An 18,726-nucleotide genomic window follows, 5' to 3' on the forward strand; every position below is an offset into this window, starting at 1 on the left:
AGTTAAATATGTTTACGGTCATCCCTGTTCTTATCGTTGTAGCCCTGATTGTGGTGTTTTCCTCAATCAAAATTGTTCCACAAGGTTTTCAGTGGACTGTCGAGCGTTTTGGTCGTTATACCAAAACCCTGATGCCAGGCTTGAACATCGTTGTGCCATTTATGGATCGTGTTGGTCGCAAAATCAATATGATGGAACAAGTCTTGGATATCCCATCCCAGGAGATCATTTCCCGCGATAACGCCAACGTAGCAATTGATGCAGTCTGCTTTATCCAGGTTATTGACCCAGTAAAAGCAGCTTATGAAGTCAGCAATTTGGAATCGGCCATCATCAATTTGACCATGACCAACTTCCGTACTGTTTTAGGTTCTATGGAGCTGGATGAAATGTTGTCCCAACGTGACAACATCAACGGCCGCCTGTTGCATATTGTTGATGAAGCCACCAACCCGTGGGGCATTAAAGTGACTCGTATTGAAGTCCGTGATGTGCGCCCACCGGCTGAATTGATTTCTGCGATGAATGCTCAGATGAAAGCGGAACGTACTAAACGTGCTGATATTCTGGAAGCCGAAGGGGTTCGTCAGGCCGCAATTTTGCGTGCTGAAGGTGAGAAGCAATCACAGATTCTGAAAGCTGAAGGTGAACGTCAATCCGCATTCTTGCAAGCAGAAGCCCGTGAGCGTGGTGCTGAAGCTGAAGCTCAAGCTACCAGAATGGTTTCTGAGGCTATTGCTGCCGGTGACATTCAAGCCATTAACTACTTTGTGGCACAGAAATATACCGACGCACTGCAACACATCGGCTCCGCCAATAACAGCAAAGTCATTATGATGCCGCTAGAAGCCAGCAGCCTGATGGGTGCTATCGGTGGGATTGCAGAACTGATTGGCGAGAGTAAAAACAGCCGAGGTAAATAACCATGCTGGAGGAAATTGCCGCGAATCCAAGTTGGTTTTGGCTATCCCTCGGCGGGCTGCTTCTGGCCGCCGAGATGCTAGGTGCCAGTGGTTATATGCTGTGGAGCGGCGTTGCCGCCGTAGTCGTGGGCGCGTTAGTCTGGCTATTTCCCTTTAGCTGGGAGATGCAAGGCGTGCTATTTTCCGTCCTGACGGTGGTTGCTGCATTCCTGTGGTGGTATTGGCTGAGTAAACGCATCAAACCACAACCTGCCATGCTGAATCAACGTACCCATCAGCTATTGGGTACGCGAGCCACATTGACCGAACCGACTATTGATGGTTTTGGTCGCATGCGGGTTGGTGACAGTAGCTGGCGTATTTATTGCGCGACCGAACTGGGTGTTGGTACCGAAGTTGAAGTGATATTCGTGGAAGGCAATACCTTGCATGTCCGCGCCATCCCTCAGTAATACCTATATTATCGTCAGTAGCATATTGACCGGCAGGCCGTCAGTTGAGCGGCCTGTCAGTTAACTAACAACTGTTTCACCCCCCACAACCATCTGTTTGTTAACAACTTTATCCTTATCATCGCCAGCCTGCTTAGCTGCCGAATGACAACATCCCGACAAATTATTGATAATCGGGCAATCTGCGCCATCATCCCCTGGGCACTCATCTGCCAACGCTAACAAGCGCAAGCGCATCTGGTTAAGATCATCAATATGTTGCTCGATTTCCGCAACCTTTAGTAGCGTCGCCGCTTTCACATCCGCGCTGTGGCGGGCCGGGTTATGAAATAATGCCAGTAACTCGCGACATTCATCCAGTGTAAAGCCAACCTGCCGTGCCTGACGTAGCAGTGTTAACTCTTCAATGTGATTGGCACTGTAGCTGCGATAGCCGTTATCAGTGCGGATAGGCGGTGTCAGCAGTTTTTTTTCTTCGTAGAAACGTATGGCTTTGCTAGTTAAACCGGTTTTTTTTGCCACATCGCTTATGTTCATACTTCCCCCTTGACCTTCCCCTTGCTGGAAGGTTTAACCTCCATAATTAGTGAAAATAACGATGTCAGTCAAGCGGAATAAAACCTGTACAGCTTAAGGTTATGGATAAATCCATTATCAGCGACAATAAGCGATGTGACTGGGATTACCGACTAAACTTATCCCGACGAAATGAACGGATAAGTGGTTACTCGATAAGGAGTTAATTATGTTGCAAACCACAGTGCTGGCCTTGCATGGTCTTTCCTGTATGAATTGTGCCAAGCGAGTGAAAACCGCCTTAGAAAGTCGTGAAGATATTCATCATGCTGAAGTCGACGTTAACTATGCCAAAGTGACCGGTGAAGCCGATATCAACACGCTGATTGATACTGTCAAACAAGCCGGTTATCAGGCAGAAGCAGCCCAAACACCCGATACACAATTACAGCTCTCAGGCTTAAGCTGCGGCCATTGTACTGAAGCCACACGCCAAGCTCTGGAAGCCGTTCCCGGTGTAATTGCAGCCGTGGTGAGTGTGGATAGCGCTAAAGTGTATGGTAAAGCTGATCCGCAGGTGCTGATTAATGCCGTGGAACAGGCGGGTTACCACGCTGCATTGCCAGGTGCCCCGTCCCCAAAAACTGAGCCGCTGACTCACTCAGCCCCATCTCAGCCGGAATATCAGGCAGCGGCCTCTTCAACTATTCCGGCAGTAACACCTGAGATTAATAAAACAGAGACCGCTAACCCAACCACAGCGGTAGATATCGATAGCGTCCAGTTATTACTAACCGGAATGAGCTGTGCCAGTTGCGTATCCAAAGTACAACATGCTCTGGAAGGGGTTGATGGGGTTGAGGTTGCGCGCGTCAATTTGGCGGAACGTAGCGCGTTAGTCACCGGTAACCCAAGCAATGAAGCCTTAATCGCAGCCGTCAAAAATGCCGGTTATGGTGCAGAAATTATTGAAGACGAAGGCGAGCGCCGCGCACGTCAGCAACAGATGTCCCAAGCCAGTATGAAGCGCTTCCAATGGCAAGCAGCGCTGGGCCTGCTGTTGGGTATCCCACTGATGGGATGGGGGTTATTCGGCGGCAGTATGACGCTAACGCCAGAAACCCAGACGCCGTGGCTTATTGTCGGGGTGATTACTCTGCTGGTGATGATATTTGCGGGTGGCCATTTCTATCGCAACGCCTGGATCAGCCTGAAAAATGGCAGTGCCACCATGGATACCTTAGTGGCACTAGGTACCGGAGCGGCGTGGCTCTATTCCATTACGGTGAATATCTGGCCGGATGTTTTCCCGATGGAGGCGCGCCACCTCTATTATGAAGCCAGCGCCATGATAATCGGTTTGATTAACCTTGGTCATGCGATGGAACAACGCGCCAGACAGCGCTCATCTAATGCGTTGGAGCGACTGCTGGACCTGGCACCACCGACAGCACGGCGGGTATCTGACGACGGCGAGCAAGTGATCCCTCTGGCTGAGGTCCAATTGGGCATGACCTTGCGTCTGACTACCGGTGACCGAGTACCGGTTGATGGTGAAATTGTGCAGGGCGAAGTGTGGATGGACGAAGCCATGCTGACCGGCGAACCTATCCCACAACAAAAATCAGCAGGTGATGTGGTACATGCAGGTACCCAAGTACAGGATGGGTCGGTACTGTTCCGCGCCAATGCCATTGGTAGCCAAACTACACTGGCTCGCATCATCAAACTGGTTCGTCAGGCGCAAAGCAGTAAACCAGAAATCGGCAAATTGGCGGACCGAATCTCGGCGGTATTTGTGCCAACCGTGGTGGCAATTGCTGTTATCGCCGGGCTGATTTGGTATTTCCTCGGTCCACAGCCTCAGTTGGTGTACACCCTGGTGGTTGCTACCACAGTGCTCATTATCGCTTGTCCCTGCGCGCTTGGACTGGCGACGCCGATGTCTATCATCTCTGGCGTCGGGCGGGCGGCCGAGTTTGGTGTTTTGGTACGTGATGCCGATGCATTGCAGCAAGCCAGTAATCTCGATACGTTGGTGTTCGACAAAACCGGCACACTAACGGAAGGTCACCCGCAAGTGGTGGCAATTCATACCTTTAACGGTGTCAGCGAACAACAAGCGCTGGGATGGGCCGCAGCACTAGAAACCGGCTCTAATCACCTATTGGCTCGCGCTATTTTGCAACGTGCCGAAGGGCTGACGCTGGCTACCGTCAGTCAGTTCCGCACCTTACGTGGCTTGGGTGTCAGTGGTGAAGTTGACGGCATTCCTTTGTTGCTAGGGAACAACCGCCTGCTGGAGGAACAGAGCATTGATACCCGTGAGTTGCAATCACTCATGCAGCAGCAAGCTGAAAGTGGTGCTACCCCGGTTATCCTCAGCGCGATGGGTAAACCCGCGGCACTGCTGTCGATCCGCGACCCACTGCGCAGCGACAGTGTCAGCGCTCTGCAACGGTTGCATCAACTGGGATACAGTCTGGTGATGTTAACCGGTGATAACCCAATTACCGCCAATGCCATTGCCAAAGAAGCCGGTATTGATCAGGTGATCGCGGGTGTATTGCCGGAGGGTAAAGCTGAGGCTATCAAGCAACTGCAAGCCGCCGGACATAAAGTGGCGATGATTGGTGATGGTATCAATGATGCCCCTGCACTGGCACAAGCGGATGTTGGGATTGCCATGGGTGGTGGTAGTGATATCGCGATTGAAACTGCGGCTATCACGCTAATGCGCCACAGTCTGCATGGGGTTGCGGATGCCGTGGAGCTTGCCAAAGCAACATTGCGCAATATGAAGCAAAACCTATTGGGTGCGTTTTTCTACAACGCACTGGGTATTCCGATTGCTGCGGGAATTCTGTTCCCGTTCACCGGAACATTACTTAGCCCGGTGGTGGCAGGGGCGGCCATGGCGCTGTCATCCATTACCGTAGTCAGCAACGCTAACCGTTTACTGCGTTTTAAACCTAAGCAGTAAGCGCTCCTGATATCCCCAAAGTCATTGGCGTTGCAGGTAGGCTCAGCGATGGGCCGAGTAACAAGAGCAGCTAACCCCCTGCGGCTTCAAGTACAAAGGGTATAGCCTAATGGCGCACAACACTTTCATGTGCGCCATTTAGCGTTTAGCATGTTAAGAAATGCTAAAAAGGGAACCACATGGATATGGGCCAATTATTACGCCACATCGCACGATTTCTCGGTATCCTAACACCGGCGACCTACCCCTATCCGGCGTTGGATATCACCTTACCCGGTGAACGCCACTTCCATATGGTCGGCAGTATTCATATGGGAACCGAGAACATGTTCCCCCTCCCCCACGAATTACTGAATAAATTGAATCAGGCTGATGCACTTATTGTCGAAGCTGATATCACCGACACCTCCTCACCTTTTGGTACCGATACCCTCAGCGAAGCATTAATCGATAGATTACCTGAGGAGCAATATCAGCAACTGTTACAGCGCTGCGAAGAGCTGAGCACTGATCCGCACTCGATGGCCTTTCTACCGGCATGGCAGGTCGCCTTAATGCTTCAGGCTCGCCAGGCTCAACGTCTGGGATTGCGTGGGGAATACGGCATCGATTATCAATTATTGAAAGCGGCAGCAGCACAAGAAAAAAGTGTTATAGAGTTGGAAGGAACACAAATGCAACTCGATTTACTGGAGACATTACCTGATAACGGCATGTCTTTACTGCTTGATACTCTGACCCATTGGCACACCAACGCACGCCTGCTGCAAACCATGATTGGCTGGTGGCTGGAACATCCCCCCACCAATGACCTAACCACACTGGCGCCAACTTTTAGCCAAAATCTATACGATGTGCTGATGATTCAACGGAATAAACGCTGGCAGCAGCAACTAGAACATCTGCCAGCCGGGCGTTATGTGGTCGCGGTCGGTGCACTGCATCTGTATGGCGAGGGTAATCTTCCTGATTTGTTGCAACTCAGCGAGCAGTAATCACCAATAAAAGTAAAAAAATGGCCGATATCGCTATCGGCCAGTCAAAGAGGAATTTTCATTATTTTAGTTATTAAGCGCCCACACTCCTTGCGGATAATATGAGCTGCAGGTACAGGGTAGCAACCTGACGATTAGATTAGCAACTTACATTCATCATAACTCCGGCAATCCATCATGATGCCATTGATTTTATTAGGTTAATTTTTAACTCTATCGCAATGATTGGGTGTAGGATAATCCACTGGAATAAATTTTCATTTTTAATTGGACGTTTATTATGACACCTGCAGTCGTTTTGCTGGAAAAACAAAAAGTTCCGTTCACATTACATCCTTATCACCATGACGCAGCAGAAACCAACTTTGGCGATGAAGCCGTTAAAAAGTTGGGGCTTAATGCTGATCAGGTTTATAAAACCTTGCTGGTCGCCTTGAATGGTGATGCCAAAAATTTGGCGGTTGCCGTTACCCCTGTCGCCACCCAGCTTGATCTGAAAAAAGTTGCGCGTGCTTTGGGTGCCAAAAAGGCGGAGATGGCTGACCCACAATTGGCGCAGCGCACCACCGGTTATTTAGTCGGTGGTATCAGTCCATTAGGGCAGAAAAAGCGCTTACCGACGGTTATCGATAGCTTGGCACAGGCGTATGCCACTATATTCGTTTCTGGCGGAAAGCGGGGGTTAGATATTGAATTGGCTGCAACAGATTTATGCCAGTTGCTACAAGGCAGCTTTGCCGATATTGCTAAGCGCGATTAATTAATTTATTGCATTACAAACCCGCACCGCGCTGCCTATATCTCATGCAATTCACCAGAAGCCTCCACTGCCAAATGGAGGCTTCTGGCTTCACGCCTTACTTATAAACAATCTCACCTTTCGGCTGATACTGACTGGCATCCAGCGGAGAGTGCTTTTCAATATACTGTTTTAACACTTCAGCATCGATAAAACCGGTGTTCACATAGCCCGGTAAGGTATCGATTTTCGGGTAGCCATCGCCGCCTAATGCATTAAAATTCAGGGTGGCCAGACGATACATTTTATTCGGGTCTAATGGCTTACCCTGTATTTTTACGTTACTGACGCCATTACCATCAGCGACCAAGCTGACATTGGCAAATTGTGCATAAGCACCTGAATCGACTTTTTTATTCGCCACCACAGCCAGATACTTCTCGACCTCGCTGCCTTTCATATCGGCGTAAACCAATGTATTACCAAATGGCTGGACCTTAAGCACATCTTTATACGTGATATCACCGGCATCGATAGAATCACGCACCCCACCACCACTCATCACCGCGAAGTCTGCACCCGCTCGTTCCATTTGCGCAGCCAATAACATCCGCGCCAGGTTGGTTTGTTCGAAACGAACCTTGCTACGATCACCTTCTAGCTTGCCATTGACACTGCCAACTTTAATATCCAACTGCGCCTTACCTTGCTCTTCAAAAGGCGTAAGTAGCTTCAGCATCGATGGATCTTGCGCAATCTCCTGGGTATAAAAGACCCGCTCACTGGTACCATCAGCCTTCTCAACTTTTTTCTTTAAATTGATTGGAATTAACTGATAACTCACCAGTTTAAACTCACCATTGCGGAATTTAAAATCAGCACGACCAACATATTTACCCCACTCATGAGCTTGAACAATCCAGGTTCCGTTCTGACGATCAGGCGCACAAGGTGTACCGGGAACATAATCAGCCTGCTTATGGTTCTCACTGGCCATACAAACCGGATCTTGCGAGTGACCACCCACTATCATATCTAAATAGCCTGCGGGGAGGCTGCGAGCCATCTCTACATCACCTGGAGCATTCGAACCATGCTTGCCATCATCGTAATGCCCCATATGGGTAGCGGCGATGATAATGTCAGGCTTATCGGTCTTTCGCAGTTGATCGACGACTTGTTTTGCTTCAACGGCCGGGACATGGAATTCAATATCGGTGAAATACTCGGGATTCCCGATCTTGGCAGTATCATCAGTCGTTAAACCAATTACCGCAATTTTCACCCCTTGCTTATCAAACAAGGCATAAGGCTTAAATAAGCGTTGTTGCGTACTTTTCTGGTAGATATTGGCCGATAACAACGGGAAAGTTGCCCACTTCTCTTGTTGTCGCAGCACACTCAATGGATTATCAAATTCGTGATTGCCGATGGCCATCGCGTCGTAACCGACCAGGTTCATACCACGAAAATCAGGCTCCGCATCTTGCAAATCAGACTCAGGCACGCCGGTGTTGATGTCCCCACCTGACAGCAGTAGTAGACTTCCGCCCTCGGCTGCAACTTGTTTGCGAATACTATCAACGACAGTTTTCTGTGCCGCTAAACCATATTCGCCGTGATCGTTTTGCCAGAAATGCCCATGGTGATCATTAGTGTGCAATATAGTGATATCGTAAGTTTTATCTTTTTCCCAGGCAGCAGCCCATCCCGGTGCAAACGCCAGCGACACAGCCAAGGCACATGCTGTGGTCGGTAATGAAAAACGCATGGCAAATCTCCATGTAGTCGTTAAAAACCGGCCTGATAAATCCCGGTTTAATGAGTGAAAAGAGTGTAATGCATATCAATAGCACGATAAATCAACACCATACCGTGACGCCGTAGGCATTGTAGTCTGATGATGTATGAATGAATTTCATAACTTTGGAATATATATCAAATTATGTCAGATGTAGTAAAAATCATTCGATCTGCATAATATGTATTCGTTACCAACATATTATTAACAGTGAAATTATTAGGCGAATACTCACTATGACCGATCGTTCTGAGACTGGATTCCAGCCCTCCGTTAATGCCGCTGTAAAACGCACATCCTTCTCTATTCTGGGGGCTATCAGCGTATCTCATCTACTCAACGATATGATCCAATCGTTGATTCTAGCGATTTATCCTTTATTACAAGCCGAGTTTTCACTGAGTTTTACTCAGATAGGGCTAATCACGCTCACTTACCAGCTTACTGCATCACTACTGCAACCCCTGATAGGGCTGTATACCGATAAGCACCCCCAACCTTACTCTTTGCCTATTGGTATGGGTTTTACCTTATCAGGCATATTGCTGCTGGCGGTGGCAACCACTTTCCCTGTGGTTTTATTGGCAGCAGCGCTGGTTGGCACCGGCTCATCGGTATTCCATCCTGAGTCATCACGGGTCGCGCGCATGGCATCCGGTGGTCGCCATGGCCTGGCTCAGTCAGTTTTTCAAGTCGGGGGCAACTTCGGTAGCGCTCTCGGCCCACTATTAGCTGCAATTCTTATCGCTCCTTATGGTAAAGGCAATGTCGGCTGGTTCTCTCTCGCAGCCTTACTGGCCATTGTGGTGCTATTGCAAGTCAGTAAGTGGTATCAGCAACAGCAAAGAGCAACACATGGCAAAGTGATAAAAACCTCATCGGCAAAATTACTGCCTAAAAAGACGGTTATTAAGACGTTAGTTATTTTAATGGTGCTGATATTCTCTAAATACTTTTACTTGACCAGCATTAGCAGCTATTACACCTTTTATTTGATGCATAAGTTCGGTGTTTCAGTACAAAACGCCCAAATACATTTATTTGTGTTCTTATTCGCAGTCGCCGCTGGCACCATAATTGGCGGTCCTCTTGGTGATCGGATAGGGCGAAAATATGTTATTTGGGGGTCAATACTGGGTGTAGCGCCATTTACCCTTATTTTACCCTATGCTTCGTTGTATTGGATGGGGGTTTTAACCGTAATCATTGGCGTCATCCTCGCATCAGCCTTCTCTGCAATACTGGTGTATGCCCAAGAGTTGATCCCAGGGAAAGTGGGGATGGTATCCGGTCTATTCTTCGGTTTTGCTTTCGGTATGGGTGGGTTAGGTGCGGCTGTACTAGGGTATGTTGCTGATTTAACCAGTATTGAGCTGGTTTACCAAATATGTGCATTCCTGCCATTACTGGGGATATTTACTGCCTTATTGCCCAATATAGAAGATAAGTAATAGTAATAACCTTATAATCCCGACTGAGACTAGCACTTCAGTCGGGAGAGTCCCCTGTGTAATCGTGACAAAAACAGCAAGTCCCCCACAAATAACCACTTCAAACAATTTCCATGCCAAACCAGACTTTTATCGATAAAAAATGAATTTTTATCGCGCATTGATCGCATAAATACAATAAACTGATGTTATTGCTGTGAAATGCTTGCTGCTCCACATATCCCAATACTCATCCCAAAGGCGGCAAGCGCGTGATAAATCTGTTGGGAGTGGATTTAAACGCTCCTTGCAGCGGCCTCGCAGAGATGGGCCAAGTAATAAACGTAGCCAACACACCTGCAATTTGAAAGATGGCGGGTATAACGAGAAGGAGTCTGGATGCACCACTCAACACCCTTAATCACCACGATCGTCGGAGGCCTTGTTCTCGCCTTCCTCTTGGGTTCCCTGGCCCACCGCCTACGCATCTCACCACTGGTGGGATACCTTGCCGCAGGGGTGCTTGCCGGGCCATTCACGCCGGGTTTTGTTGCTGATACTTCATTAGCTCCCGAACTGGCTGAAATCGGTGTTATTTTGTTGATGTTTGGTGTCGGACTTCACTTCTCGCTTAAAGACCTCCTCGCAGTAAAAGCAATCGCCATCCCCGGAGCCGTGACACAAATAGCCGTTGCTACTCTGCTAGGTATGGGCTTGTCTCATTTATTAGGCTGGGATTTAGTCACCGGCTTGGTCTTTGGGTTATGTCTGTCAACCGCCAGTACCGTGGTATTACTGCGCGCACTGGAAGAACGGCAACTGATTGATAGTCAGCGAGGGCAGATTGCTATCGGCTGGTTGATTGTTGAAGATTTGGCAATGGTACTGACATTAGTGTTATTACCCGCATTTGCCGGAGTCATGGGCAACGAAACCACGAGCCTGAGCCAACTGTTTACAGAGCTAGCGATTACTATTGGTAAAGTGATCGCTTTCATAACCTTAATGATTGTCGTCGGTCGTCGGCTGGTGCCCTGGATACTGGCTAAAACAGCCAGTACTGGCTCGCGAGAACTCTTTACTCTAGCAGTCTTAGTCTTGGCGCTTGGGATAGCCTACGGCGCTGTAGGGTTGTTTGACGTATCATTTGCTCTCGGCGCATTCTTCGCAGGAATGGTATTAAACGAATCTGAGCTGAGCCACCGTGCCGCACAAGATACCTTGCCGCTGCGTGATGCCTTTGCCGTGCTGTTCTTTGTTTCAGTCGGCATGTTATTCGATCCGATGATTTTGCTACGAGAACCCTTAGCAGTGTTAGCGTCATTGACCATCATTATCTTCGGTAAATCGGTGGCAGCTTTCATTCTGGTGCGGCTGTTTGGCCACTCAAAACGCACAGCACTCACTATTTCCGTTAGCCTGGCCCAAATTGGGGAGTTCGCCTTTATTCTGGCGGGGCTGGGTATTTCTCTTGGTTTAATGTCTGAACATGGCCGTAATCTGGTACTGGCGGGAGCGATTCTGTCTATTATGCTCAACCCGTTACTTTTCACCTTGCTAGATCGCTATTTAGCCAAAAATGAGACGATAGAAGATCTTATTCTGGAAGAGGCGGTAGAAGAGGAAAAACAGATACCTGTAGATTTATGCAATCATGCATTATTGGTGGGATATGGCCGGGTTGGCAGCTTATTAGGGGCAAAACTTCATGCGGAAGGCATCCCGCTGGTCGTCGTAGAAAATTCGCGCCCGCGAGTGGAAGCACTCCGTGAACAAGGTATTAATGCGGTATTAGGTAATGCTGCAAGCGCAGATATTATGTCACTGGCGCGTCTGGATTGCGCCCGTTGGTTATTGCTGACCATACCAAATGGCTACGAAGCCGGTGAAATAGTCGCATCAGCCAGAATTAAGCGGCCAGACCTTGAGATAATCGCCCGCGCCCATTATGACGATGAAGTGGTTTATATCTCAGACCGTGGCGCTAACCAGGTTGTTATGGGGGAGCGCGAAATCGCCAACAGCATGCTTAATATGCTGAAAATAGAAACGCTGACTGAAGAAGATAAAATGCCAGTTTGCCCAATTTAAAATTATATCTGTGTTTATAATTGAAGTTCTATACCCTAAATAATTCGAGTTGCGGGAAGGCAGCAACTAAGCAAATCCCCAGAAGCTTACACGAGTAAGTGACTGGGGTGACAAATCTGCCGGGAGCAGATTTGAACGCTGCTTGCAGCGGCCTCGCCTTGCGAGGCCCAAGGATGGGCTGAGTAATGAGAGCAGCCAACACACCTGCAACTTAAAGTATGACGGGTATCTTACCGCTCCCAGTAAGACTCTTCTAAACTATCTTCCCGTTCAGGCAAGCCACGTGTTAAACGCGGCGAATGCTGGTTTAATACCTGATAACTGACCCGATTGGCGTATTTACACACTTGTGCCAGGGAGGAGTAGCTAAGGTAACTATGCACATGTTTGCTAGAGTTCGGAACATTATTACGATGATAGCCATTCGCCGCAATATCATGCAGCACAGCGGATAATGCACCATCCCCTGCCCCGTTGGTATTCATTATTTTCTCAGGCCCGCCCATATAAGGGGCAATGTGAGAATAGATACGTAATGGATGATCACAATGCGCTTGGCGCATTGCCCGGCTAAATTCATACAAGTTAAATTCTGCGATAGCGCCAGGTAATAATGGATGCTGTGTTTGGCGCTTATTCGCCTCTTCGGTATATCCTGCCATATAAAGCCCATTCGGGCCGGCAGTACAAAGCACTAAATCCACCCAATTCAATGCCATGTTAGAAGCCATCAACGGATCATTCAGGCCCGTCAGTTCATAAGCCTCATCTTCATTCATCGCTAATATAGAAACATGCTCGTTGAGAAAATCACGCCACCACTGCGGATTATCTGCAATAACATATTTCGTCCCCAGGGTCATCACGACCGGAACATCATGCTTCTTCGCATAGCTGATGGCTTGCATTGTGGCAGCAGGCATCGGCTCATCCGGCTTACAACGCACCAGATAAGCAGTCAGCACCAGAGCAGAAGCTCCTGCAATCACATCTTCAGGAATACTTTCAGGACGTAGCTGATTCATTTGCCCGGGACTGATAGCAAAAGTCCGCTCACCATTATCACTAATCAAAGTAAAGCAGCGGCCAATAGCACCATCAACTGCCTGCAAATAATTCAGGTCAGTGCGACTTGAGGTATTACACAGATAGCGATAGGCATAACTACCGATCTTAATATTGCTACACATGGTGCCCAACAGGATGGAACGATCATCAGCAAGGACAGAATAGTTGTGTAAGGTATTACCAATGGTACCGCCAGCAAACTCATGAGTAATCAACCCATTAGCAGTTAGTTCCTGATAAAGGTTTTCAGCGATATCATCTTCAATCACTAAAGAGTGCCCTTGGCTCAGACCATAACGGGCAATAAAGCTCTCATCAACCTTGGCTTCAATATCAACCAACGTCTGGTCAATGCCAACGATATAAGAGGTACTCACTTCATTTTCAGTCTGCGCCGGTTGCAATAAAGGGTCACGGGCATTCACCGGAAAGTAGTGCTTAGATTTGCGTTTACCAGGAAATTTCATTGTTTTGAGTTACAAATTGAAATGGGAAGATAAGGAATTTTAGCATATGTAAGCATGAATTTAGCGGGCATAACCATTAGGATTTGATTGTTGCCAGTTCCATGCATCCTTTATCATTTCCGTTAGGTTCCTCTTAGCTTTCCAATCTAATTCTTTGAGCGCGAGTTCAGTACTTGCCCAGCACTCCGCGATATCACCAGCCCGACGCGCCGTTATTTCATAGGGGATTTTTTTGCCCGAAATGCGTTCAAATTCACTCACCATCTGAAGTACTGAATATCCTACACCTGACCCCAGGTTATAAACTTTGTACCCAGCAGTCAGCCGATTAAGTGCACAAACATGCCCATCAGCAAGATCCATAACATGAATATAATCACGTACGCCTGACCCATCTTTAGTCGGATAGTCATTACCATATACGGCTAATTTTGGCAGTTTACCAACCGCAACTTGAGTAATAAACGGCAACAGATTGTTTGGCTTTCCATTTGGATCCTCGCCAATAAAACCTGAAGGATGGGCGCCAACAGGATTAAAATAACGCAATGCTCTTATCGCAAACTCGGGGTGAGCAAAAGAGAAATCCTTCAATATCTGTTCAACCATGACTTTCGATGAACCATATGGATTGGTCGTGCCTCCAATACGCGCATCCTCGGTCAGTGGGATAAACTCAGGATCACCGTATACTGTGGCTGATGAGCTGAATATCAGCTTCGTTACACCTGCAATTAACATTTCTTCAAGTAGGGTGATAGAACCTGTAACGTTATTTTGATAATATTCTATAGGTTTAATCACTGACTCACCTACCGACTTTAGGCCAGCAAAGTGAATAACAGAATCAATACTGTGCTCTAAGAATATTTTTCTTAGGCAACTTTTGTCTAATACATCACCTTGGTAAAATGTAGCCGAGCAGCCAGCAATTTCGGAAACACGTAATAATGACTCAGCAGAAGCGTTAGATAAATTGTCTAATACAACAATATCTTCCCCTTGCTCCAATAATACTAATACCGTATGCGAGCCAATATAACCTGCACCACCAGTAACTAAAACAGTCATAATCTACCTTTAAAATGTAATGATTTAGAGTTTCATATTACGGCCCAAATATTATCTCTCTGCACTTATCTTTAACATTCTTTATATCGAATTTACTCTTTTGCATCTGTGCAGATTTGTAAAAGAAGTCATAATTTGAAAATATGGTATTGAGAGCACTTTCTAGGTTTTCTGTCGTGTTATTTATCAGAATACCATTTTGGTCGACTATTTCAGCACAACCCCCCACATTACTTATGATGATAGGTAGACTAGCACTGACCGCCTCAATCGCAGCCATTGGCAAACCTTCACTTTCAGATGTTAGCACAAACACATCATAGTCATTAAACCTGTTAAATCCTTTAATTTCCCCATAGAAATGAATGTTTTTATAACTGCTATATTCTTTCTCAAGTTCTTTATAATACTCACCATCTCCAACCATATCGAGATTAAAATGAGGATTAACGGCAGCAACTTTCAACATCAAATCAGGTCGTTTAGGATAAGCAAGTCGACATACATAAATTATTTTATTTTTACACGGCCGATCAGAACGTTCAATCAATGGTGTTATAGCATTAAGCTGGACCGCAATCTTTTCAGGTTTAATACCAATAATATTAACCGCCTTATCAGCATCACTTTGAGACACACACCAAATCACATCAGTAATATTTGAAAGCAGTTTTTCAATATAACAAAATATAAACTTTAACACATTGCCATTGTATATACATGACCAGCCATGTGAAACATACACGCCGCGAAAACGTAAAAATAAACGAGCCAGACGACTGTAAAGACCTGCATTAGCTGAACTTGAAACCACTACATCAATTTTATTATCCTTGAGCACCTTATATAAACAATAAATAGCTTTAATACTGGCCATTTTTCTAATCTCAGGGATGATAATAATTTTATCGCAAACTATAGCTTCTGTTAACCAGCCTGGTTCAGAGGTTATCAATATTATATTACAATCATCCTTAAGTAATTTAACTTGTTCTAAAACCCAACCTTGCGCACCACCAATTATTGATTTAGTGATTACGAATGCAATGTTTTTCATATTTTTTCCATAAGCGATAAAAACACCAACCTATTTATAAATGCCCCTAACCCCATTAATTAACATTAATAGACATGTTTTTTTTGTGATAGCTATTTTGCCAAGCCAAATCACAAATACCATCTGTTGGTTGAAAACCAACAGGAGCCTCTAATAATAAAGAGCGAATATATTCATAATCAAAGTCATTACAAGCACTTTCAATTGTACTGAGCAATACATTTAGTTTATCCCATTCAAGCATCACCTCAGTAGCAGTCATAATTCGGGGATGATAGGTATTTTGTACCGACTCTCCAATCAATAGCTCTTCGTATAATTTTTCACCTGGGCGCAAACCTGAAATTTCTATCGCAATATCACCATCAGGGTTTTCATCACTCTTAACTGAAAGCCCAGAAAGGTTGACCATGCGCTTAGCCAAGTCGATAATCTTAACAGGATCTCCCATATCTAATACAAACACATCGCCTCCTTGCCCCATTGCCCCAGCTTGAATAACCAGTTGTGCCGCTTCGGGGATAGTCATAAAGTAGCGGATAATATCTTTATGGGTGAGCGTGATTGGCCCCCCTTCAGCGATTTGTTTCTTAAATAGCGGAACAACAGAACCTGAGGAACCTAGAACATTGCCAAAACGTACCATGCAGAATTTTGTATGACATTGCTCATTAGATAATGCCTGCAATACAAGTTCAGCCATTCTCTTGGTGGCCCCCATGGTATTGGTTGGCCGCACCGCTTTATCAGTCGATATCAAAACAAACTTTTCGACTCCCGACTTAATGGCTGCCTTTGCACAAAATAGAGTGCCAAATATGTTATTTCTCACACCTTCAATAACATTATTCTCAACCAGTGGAACATGCTTATAAGCGGCAGCATGGTAGACAGTATTCACTTGAAAGTTAGTCATTACTTGCACTAGTCTACTTTCATTTTGAACTGAACCGAGTAATGCGACAAATTCCGAATCAATTTTATGGCTCCTGCATATTGCCGCTATATCATTTTCAATAGAATAAAGAGAGAATTCAGAGACATCAAAAAGAACCAATAATTGTGGTTTTTCAATAATTATTTGGCGACATAATTCAGAGCCAATTGAACCGCCAGCACCGGTTACCATAACGACCTTGCCAGTGATATTTTTGGCTAATAACTTTTCATCAGGTACAACTGGATCACGCCCCAATAATTCCTCAATTGAGACTTTCTTTAAACTGCTGATTTGTGCTCGGCCTTCAACTAAGTCCGACATACCAGGGATAGATAAGACTTCACAAGAAAGATTTTCTAGCTTACCAACCACAGCTTTACGCTGGCTTTGGCTAACACTTGGCATTGCAAGTAAGACTTTTTTAATACCGTAACGACCTATCAAATACTCAAGTTTCTCTGAAGGATAAACAGTAAATCCATGAATAACTGCTTTGTGTAACTTAGGATTATCATCAACAAACGCAATAGGAAAATATTCGCTAGCTTGCATTAAAGCAGGCAACAATTGCCGACCAGAAGCACCTGCGCCATAAATAACAACAGGAATTTGTCCTCTAACACCATAGTTCAGTAACATGCGGAAGAACAACCGAGAACCACAAATAAGGACTAACGAGAATACAAAGAACATGACTGATACTGTTCTTGGCAAGTAGACACCTAAGAAGTAGGAACCAAAAACAAGTAAACCCGTAGAAAGTATTACACCGACGAACACGGTAGTGACAATTTTCGCACTGACATAGCGAAGTACAGTACGGTACAACCCGAGTCGGATAAAGACTAAAAGCGTTGGCGGTATAATTACGGCCAATGCAGCCCATTGTTCAGTGCTGCTAAATGGACTATCAACATCCAGGCGAACCCAAAAAGCGCCCCAATATGCTAACCCGATGAGAGTAGCATCTAATAACAACATAATAATTCTTTTAACAGTTCTTGGTAAAGATAATAGAAATACGAGAAACATATAATACCTAATCCCAAGCCAGAAAACGCAATTCAAACCAATGACTATTTAAGAAAATTTAGTCAGAATTAAAATAAAACGCAACTGACTTAATTGTTTTTCACACCCGCATCAAGCTTATAATCCAAATATATAATTGGAGCATAGGCAATAATCAAAGCAACCATTGGATTAATGGTATTTAGTCCGACGAGCAATGCAATAGGGAATAACCAAACAATATTTATAACGATAGCAGATAATGTAACTGGTAAATGTCTTTTAAATCTTCTGGATGCAATCTGGTAACCATGACTTCGATGAGCTTCATAAACTTTAAAACCACCCAAAATTCTACGAATGAGAGTCCATGTTGCATCGACAATAAATAGACCCAATAGGATCAACCAACAGAAGAAAAATTTTGATTCTATCCAACCGGCACTTATCGCTAGAGAGCCTATGATTAATCCCAGAAAACCACTACCTGCGTCTCCCATAAATATCTTTGCAGGAGGGAAATTCCATAATAAAAACCCTAAGACAGTCACCGCCAGCAACCAAAGAACCAGATAGTTATCTAAGCCAACTTTATCACCACTAATTATATAGATCACGATCGCACCGAGACTGACCATTACGGCTTGAGCACTCGCCAAACCATCAATACCATCCATGAAATTATAGAGATTAAGCATCCATACCAAAAATAGCAGGCCCAAAATGTTACCGACAATACCCAAATAGATTATTGTCCCAAAAATAGTTAATGGCGGGAAACCGCCTAGACAAAACAATAAAAATGCTGCTGAAGAAAAATGTGCCATGAGACGCCAACGAGCAGCAATATGCCCGTGGTCATCCCAAAATCCGACTATAGCAATTACCCCACCAGAGACAATTAACCCGACTGTCGTAAGAGTCGTTAAATAACCTTGAAAATAAAAAATCGCTAAGCCGATTAAAAAACTTATAACAATAGCAACACCACCACCTCTTGGCGTTGGAATTACATGTGAACTACGTGAGTTAGGAGTATCAATAATATTATTTTTAAAGGCGTAAATTCGTAATAAATACGTTAGTACAAATGACACAATCAGAAAAAAAAGTAGTAATAACATTACAGTTGGCATATACCCCCCAGAAAAACCGCATAGACGTGATAATTAAAACAATAAA

The 18,726-nt window shown here is 45.5% G+C and carries 14 protein-coding genes; 7 read left to right on the forward strand and 7 right to left on the reverse strand.

Annotated elements, in window-relative coordinates; translation table 11 throughout:
• Positions 1-8 precede the first annotated feature (8 nt).
• Together V1955_RS16240 and V1955_RS16245 are read left to right on the forward strand one after the other, a co-directional pair.
• Positions 9-923 carry an SPFH domain-containing protein gene (locus tag V1955_RS16240; protein WP_004704953.1) on the forward strand — a complete coding sequence of 305 codons (915 nt, stop codon included), beginning with the start codon at positions 9-11 and terminating at the stop codon, positions 921-923.
• Positions 924-925: 2 nt separating this feature from the next.
• Positions 926-1,375, forward strand: coding sequence for an NfeD family protein (locus V1955_RS16245; protein WP_083159921.1), 450 nt, complete (start codon positions 926-928; stop codon positions 1,373-1,375).
• A gap of 60 nt (positions 1,376-1,435) precedes the next feature.
• Here the strand turns inward: V1955_RS16245 and cueR are convergent, their stop codons facing one another.
• Complete coding sequence (gene cueR, locus V1955_RS16250; RefSeq protein WP_442821158.1) at positions 1,436-1,912, reverse strand: Cu(I)-responsive transcriptional regulator; 477 nt, start codon at positions 1,910-1,912, stop codon at positions 1,436-1,438.
• A 208-nt stretch (positions 1,913-2,120) separates the two neighbouring features.
• On the opposite strand from cueR, the gene copA reads away from it, so the two are divergent.
• The 3 genes from copA (at position 2,121) to ybaK (ending at position 6,629) form a co-directional block, all read left to right on the forward strand.
• Entirely contained in the window at positions 2,121-4,874 is a 2,754-nt protein-coding gene (copA, locus tag V1955_RS16255; RefSeq protein ID WP_442821159.1) for a copper-exporting P-type ATPase CopA, read from the forward strand.
• A 185-nt stretch (positions 4,875-5,059) separates the two neighbouring features.
• A complete protein-coding gene (locus tag V1955_RS16260; protein WP_372569858.1) occupies positions 5,060-5,869 on the forward strand; it encodes a TraB/GumN family protein in 810 nt (269 codons plus the stop codon).
• Between the two features lie 280 nt (positions 5,870-6,149).
• Positions 6,150-6,629: a Cys-tRNA(Pro)/Cys-tRNA(Cys) deacylase YbaK gene (ybaK, locus tag V1955_RS16265; protein ID WP_083159927.1), complete on the forward strand. Its 480-nt coding sequence runs from the start codon at positions 6,150-6,152 to the stop codon at positions 6,627-6,629.
• Between the two features lie 97 nt (positions 6,630-6,726).
• On the opposite strand, the gene ushA is transcribed toward ybaK, so the two are convergent.
• Complete coding sequence (gene ushA / locus V1955_RS16270) at positions 6,727-8,379, reverse strand: bifunctional UDP-sugar hydrolase/5'-nucleotidase UshA (RefSeq protein WP_442821160.1); 1,653 nt, start codon at positions 8,377-8,379, stop codon at positions 6,727-6,729.
• A gap of 266 nt (positions 8,380-8,645) precedes the next feature.
• On the opposite strand from ushA, the gene V1955_RS16275 reads away from it, so the two are divergent.
• Together V1955_RS16275 and ybaL are read left to right on the forward strand one after the other, a co-directional pair.
• The gene (locus V1955_RS16275) at positions 8,646-9,860 is read left to right on the forward strand and encodes an MFS transporter (RefSeq protein ID WP_083159931.1); all 1,215 of its coding nucleotides are present in this window, start codon (positions 8,646-8,648) and stop codon (positions 9,858-9,860) included.
• A 378-nt stretch (positions 9,861-10,238) separates the two neighbouring features.
• Complete coding sequence (gene ybaL, locus V1955_RS16280) at positions 10,239-11,930, forward strand: YbaL family putative K(+) efflux transporter (RefSeq protein ID WP_420072932.1); 1,692 nt, start codon at positions 10,239-10,241, stop codon at positions 11,928-11,930.
• 230 nt (positions 11,931-12,160) lie between these two features.
• Here the strand turns inward: ybaL and V1955_RS16285 are convergent, their stop codons facing one another.
• From V1955_RS16285 to V1955_RS16305, 5 genes are all read right to left on the reverse strand, one after another.
• Entirely contained in the window at positions 12,161-13,465 is a 1,305-nt protein-coding gene (locus tag V1955_RS16285) for an inosine/guanosine kinase (RefSeq protein ID WP_420072931.1), read from the reverse strand.
• Between the two features lie 60 nt (positions 13,466-13,525).
• A complete protein-coding gene (galE, locus tag V1955_RS16290) occupies positions 13,526-14,536 on the reverse strand; it encodes a UDP-glucose 4-epimerase GalE (RefSeq protein WP_442821161.1) in 1,011 nt (336 codons plus the stop codon).
• A 37-nt stretch (positions 14,537-14,573) separates the two neighbouring features.
• Positions 14,574-15,593, reverse strand: coding sequence for a glycosyltransferase (locus V1955_RS16295; protein WP_083159939.1), 1,020 nt, complete (start codon positions 15,591-15,593; stop codon positions 14,574-14,576).
• A gap of 55 nt (positions 15,594-15,648) precedes the next feature.
• Positions 15,649-17,514 (reverse strand): polysaccharide biosynthesis protein, encoded by a 1,866-nt coding sequence (locus tag V1955_RS16300; RefSeq protein WP_442821162.1) that lies wholly within the window; start codon positions 17,512-17,514, stop codon positions 15,649-15,651.
• A gap of 140 nt (positions 17,515-17,654) precedes the next feature.
• A complete protein-coding gene (locus V1955_RS16305) occupies positions 17,655-18,680 on the reverse strand; it encodes an MraY family glycosyltransferase (RefSeq protein WP_442821163.1) in 1,026 nt (341 codons plus the stop codon).
• Between the last annotated feature and the right edge of the window lie 46 nt (positions 18,681-18,726).

Origin of the sequence: Yersinia sp. 2545 StPb PI, assembly GCF_052217125.1 — a bacterium.
GTDB classification, from domain to species: domain Bacteria; phylum Pseudomonadota; class Gammaproteobacteria; order Enterobacterales; family Enterobacteriaceae; genus Yersinia; species Yersinia enterocolitica_E.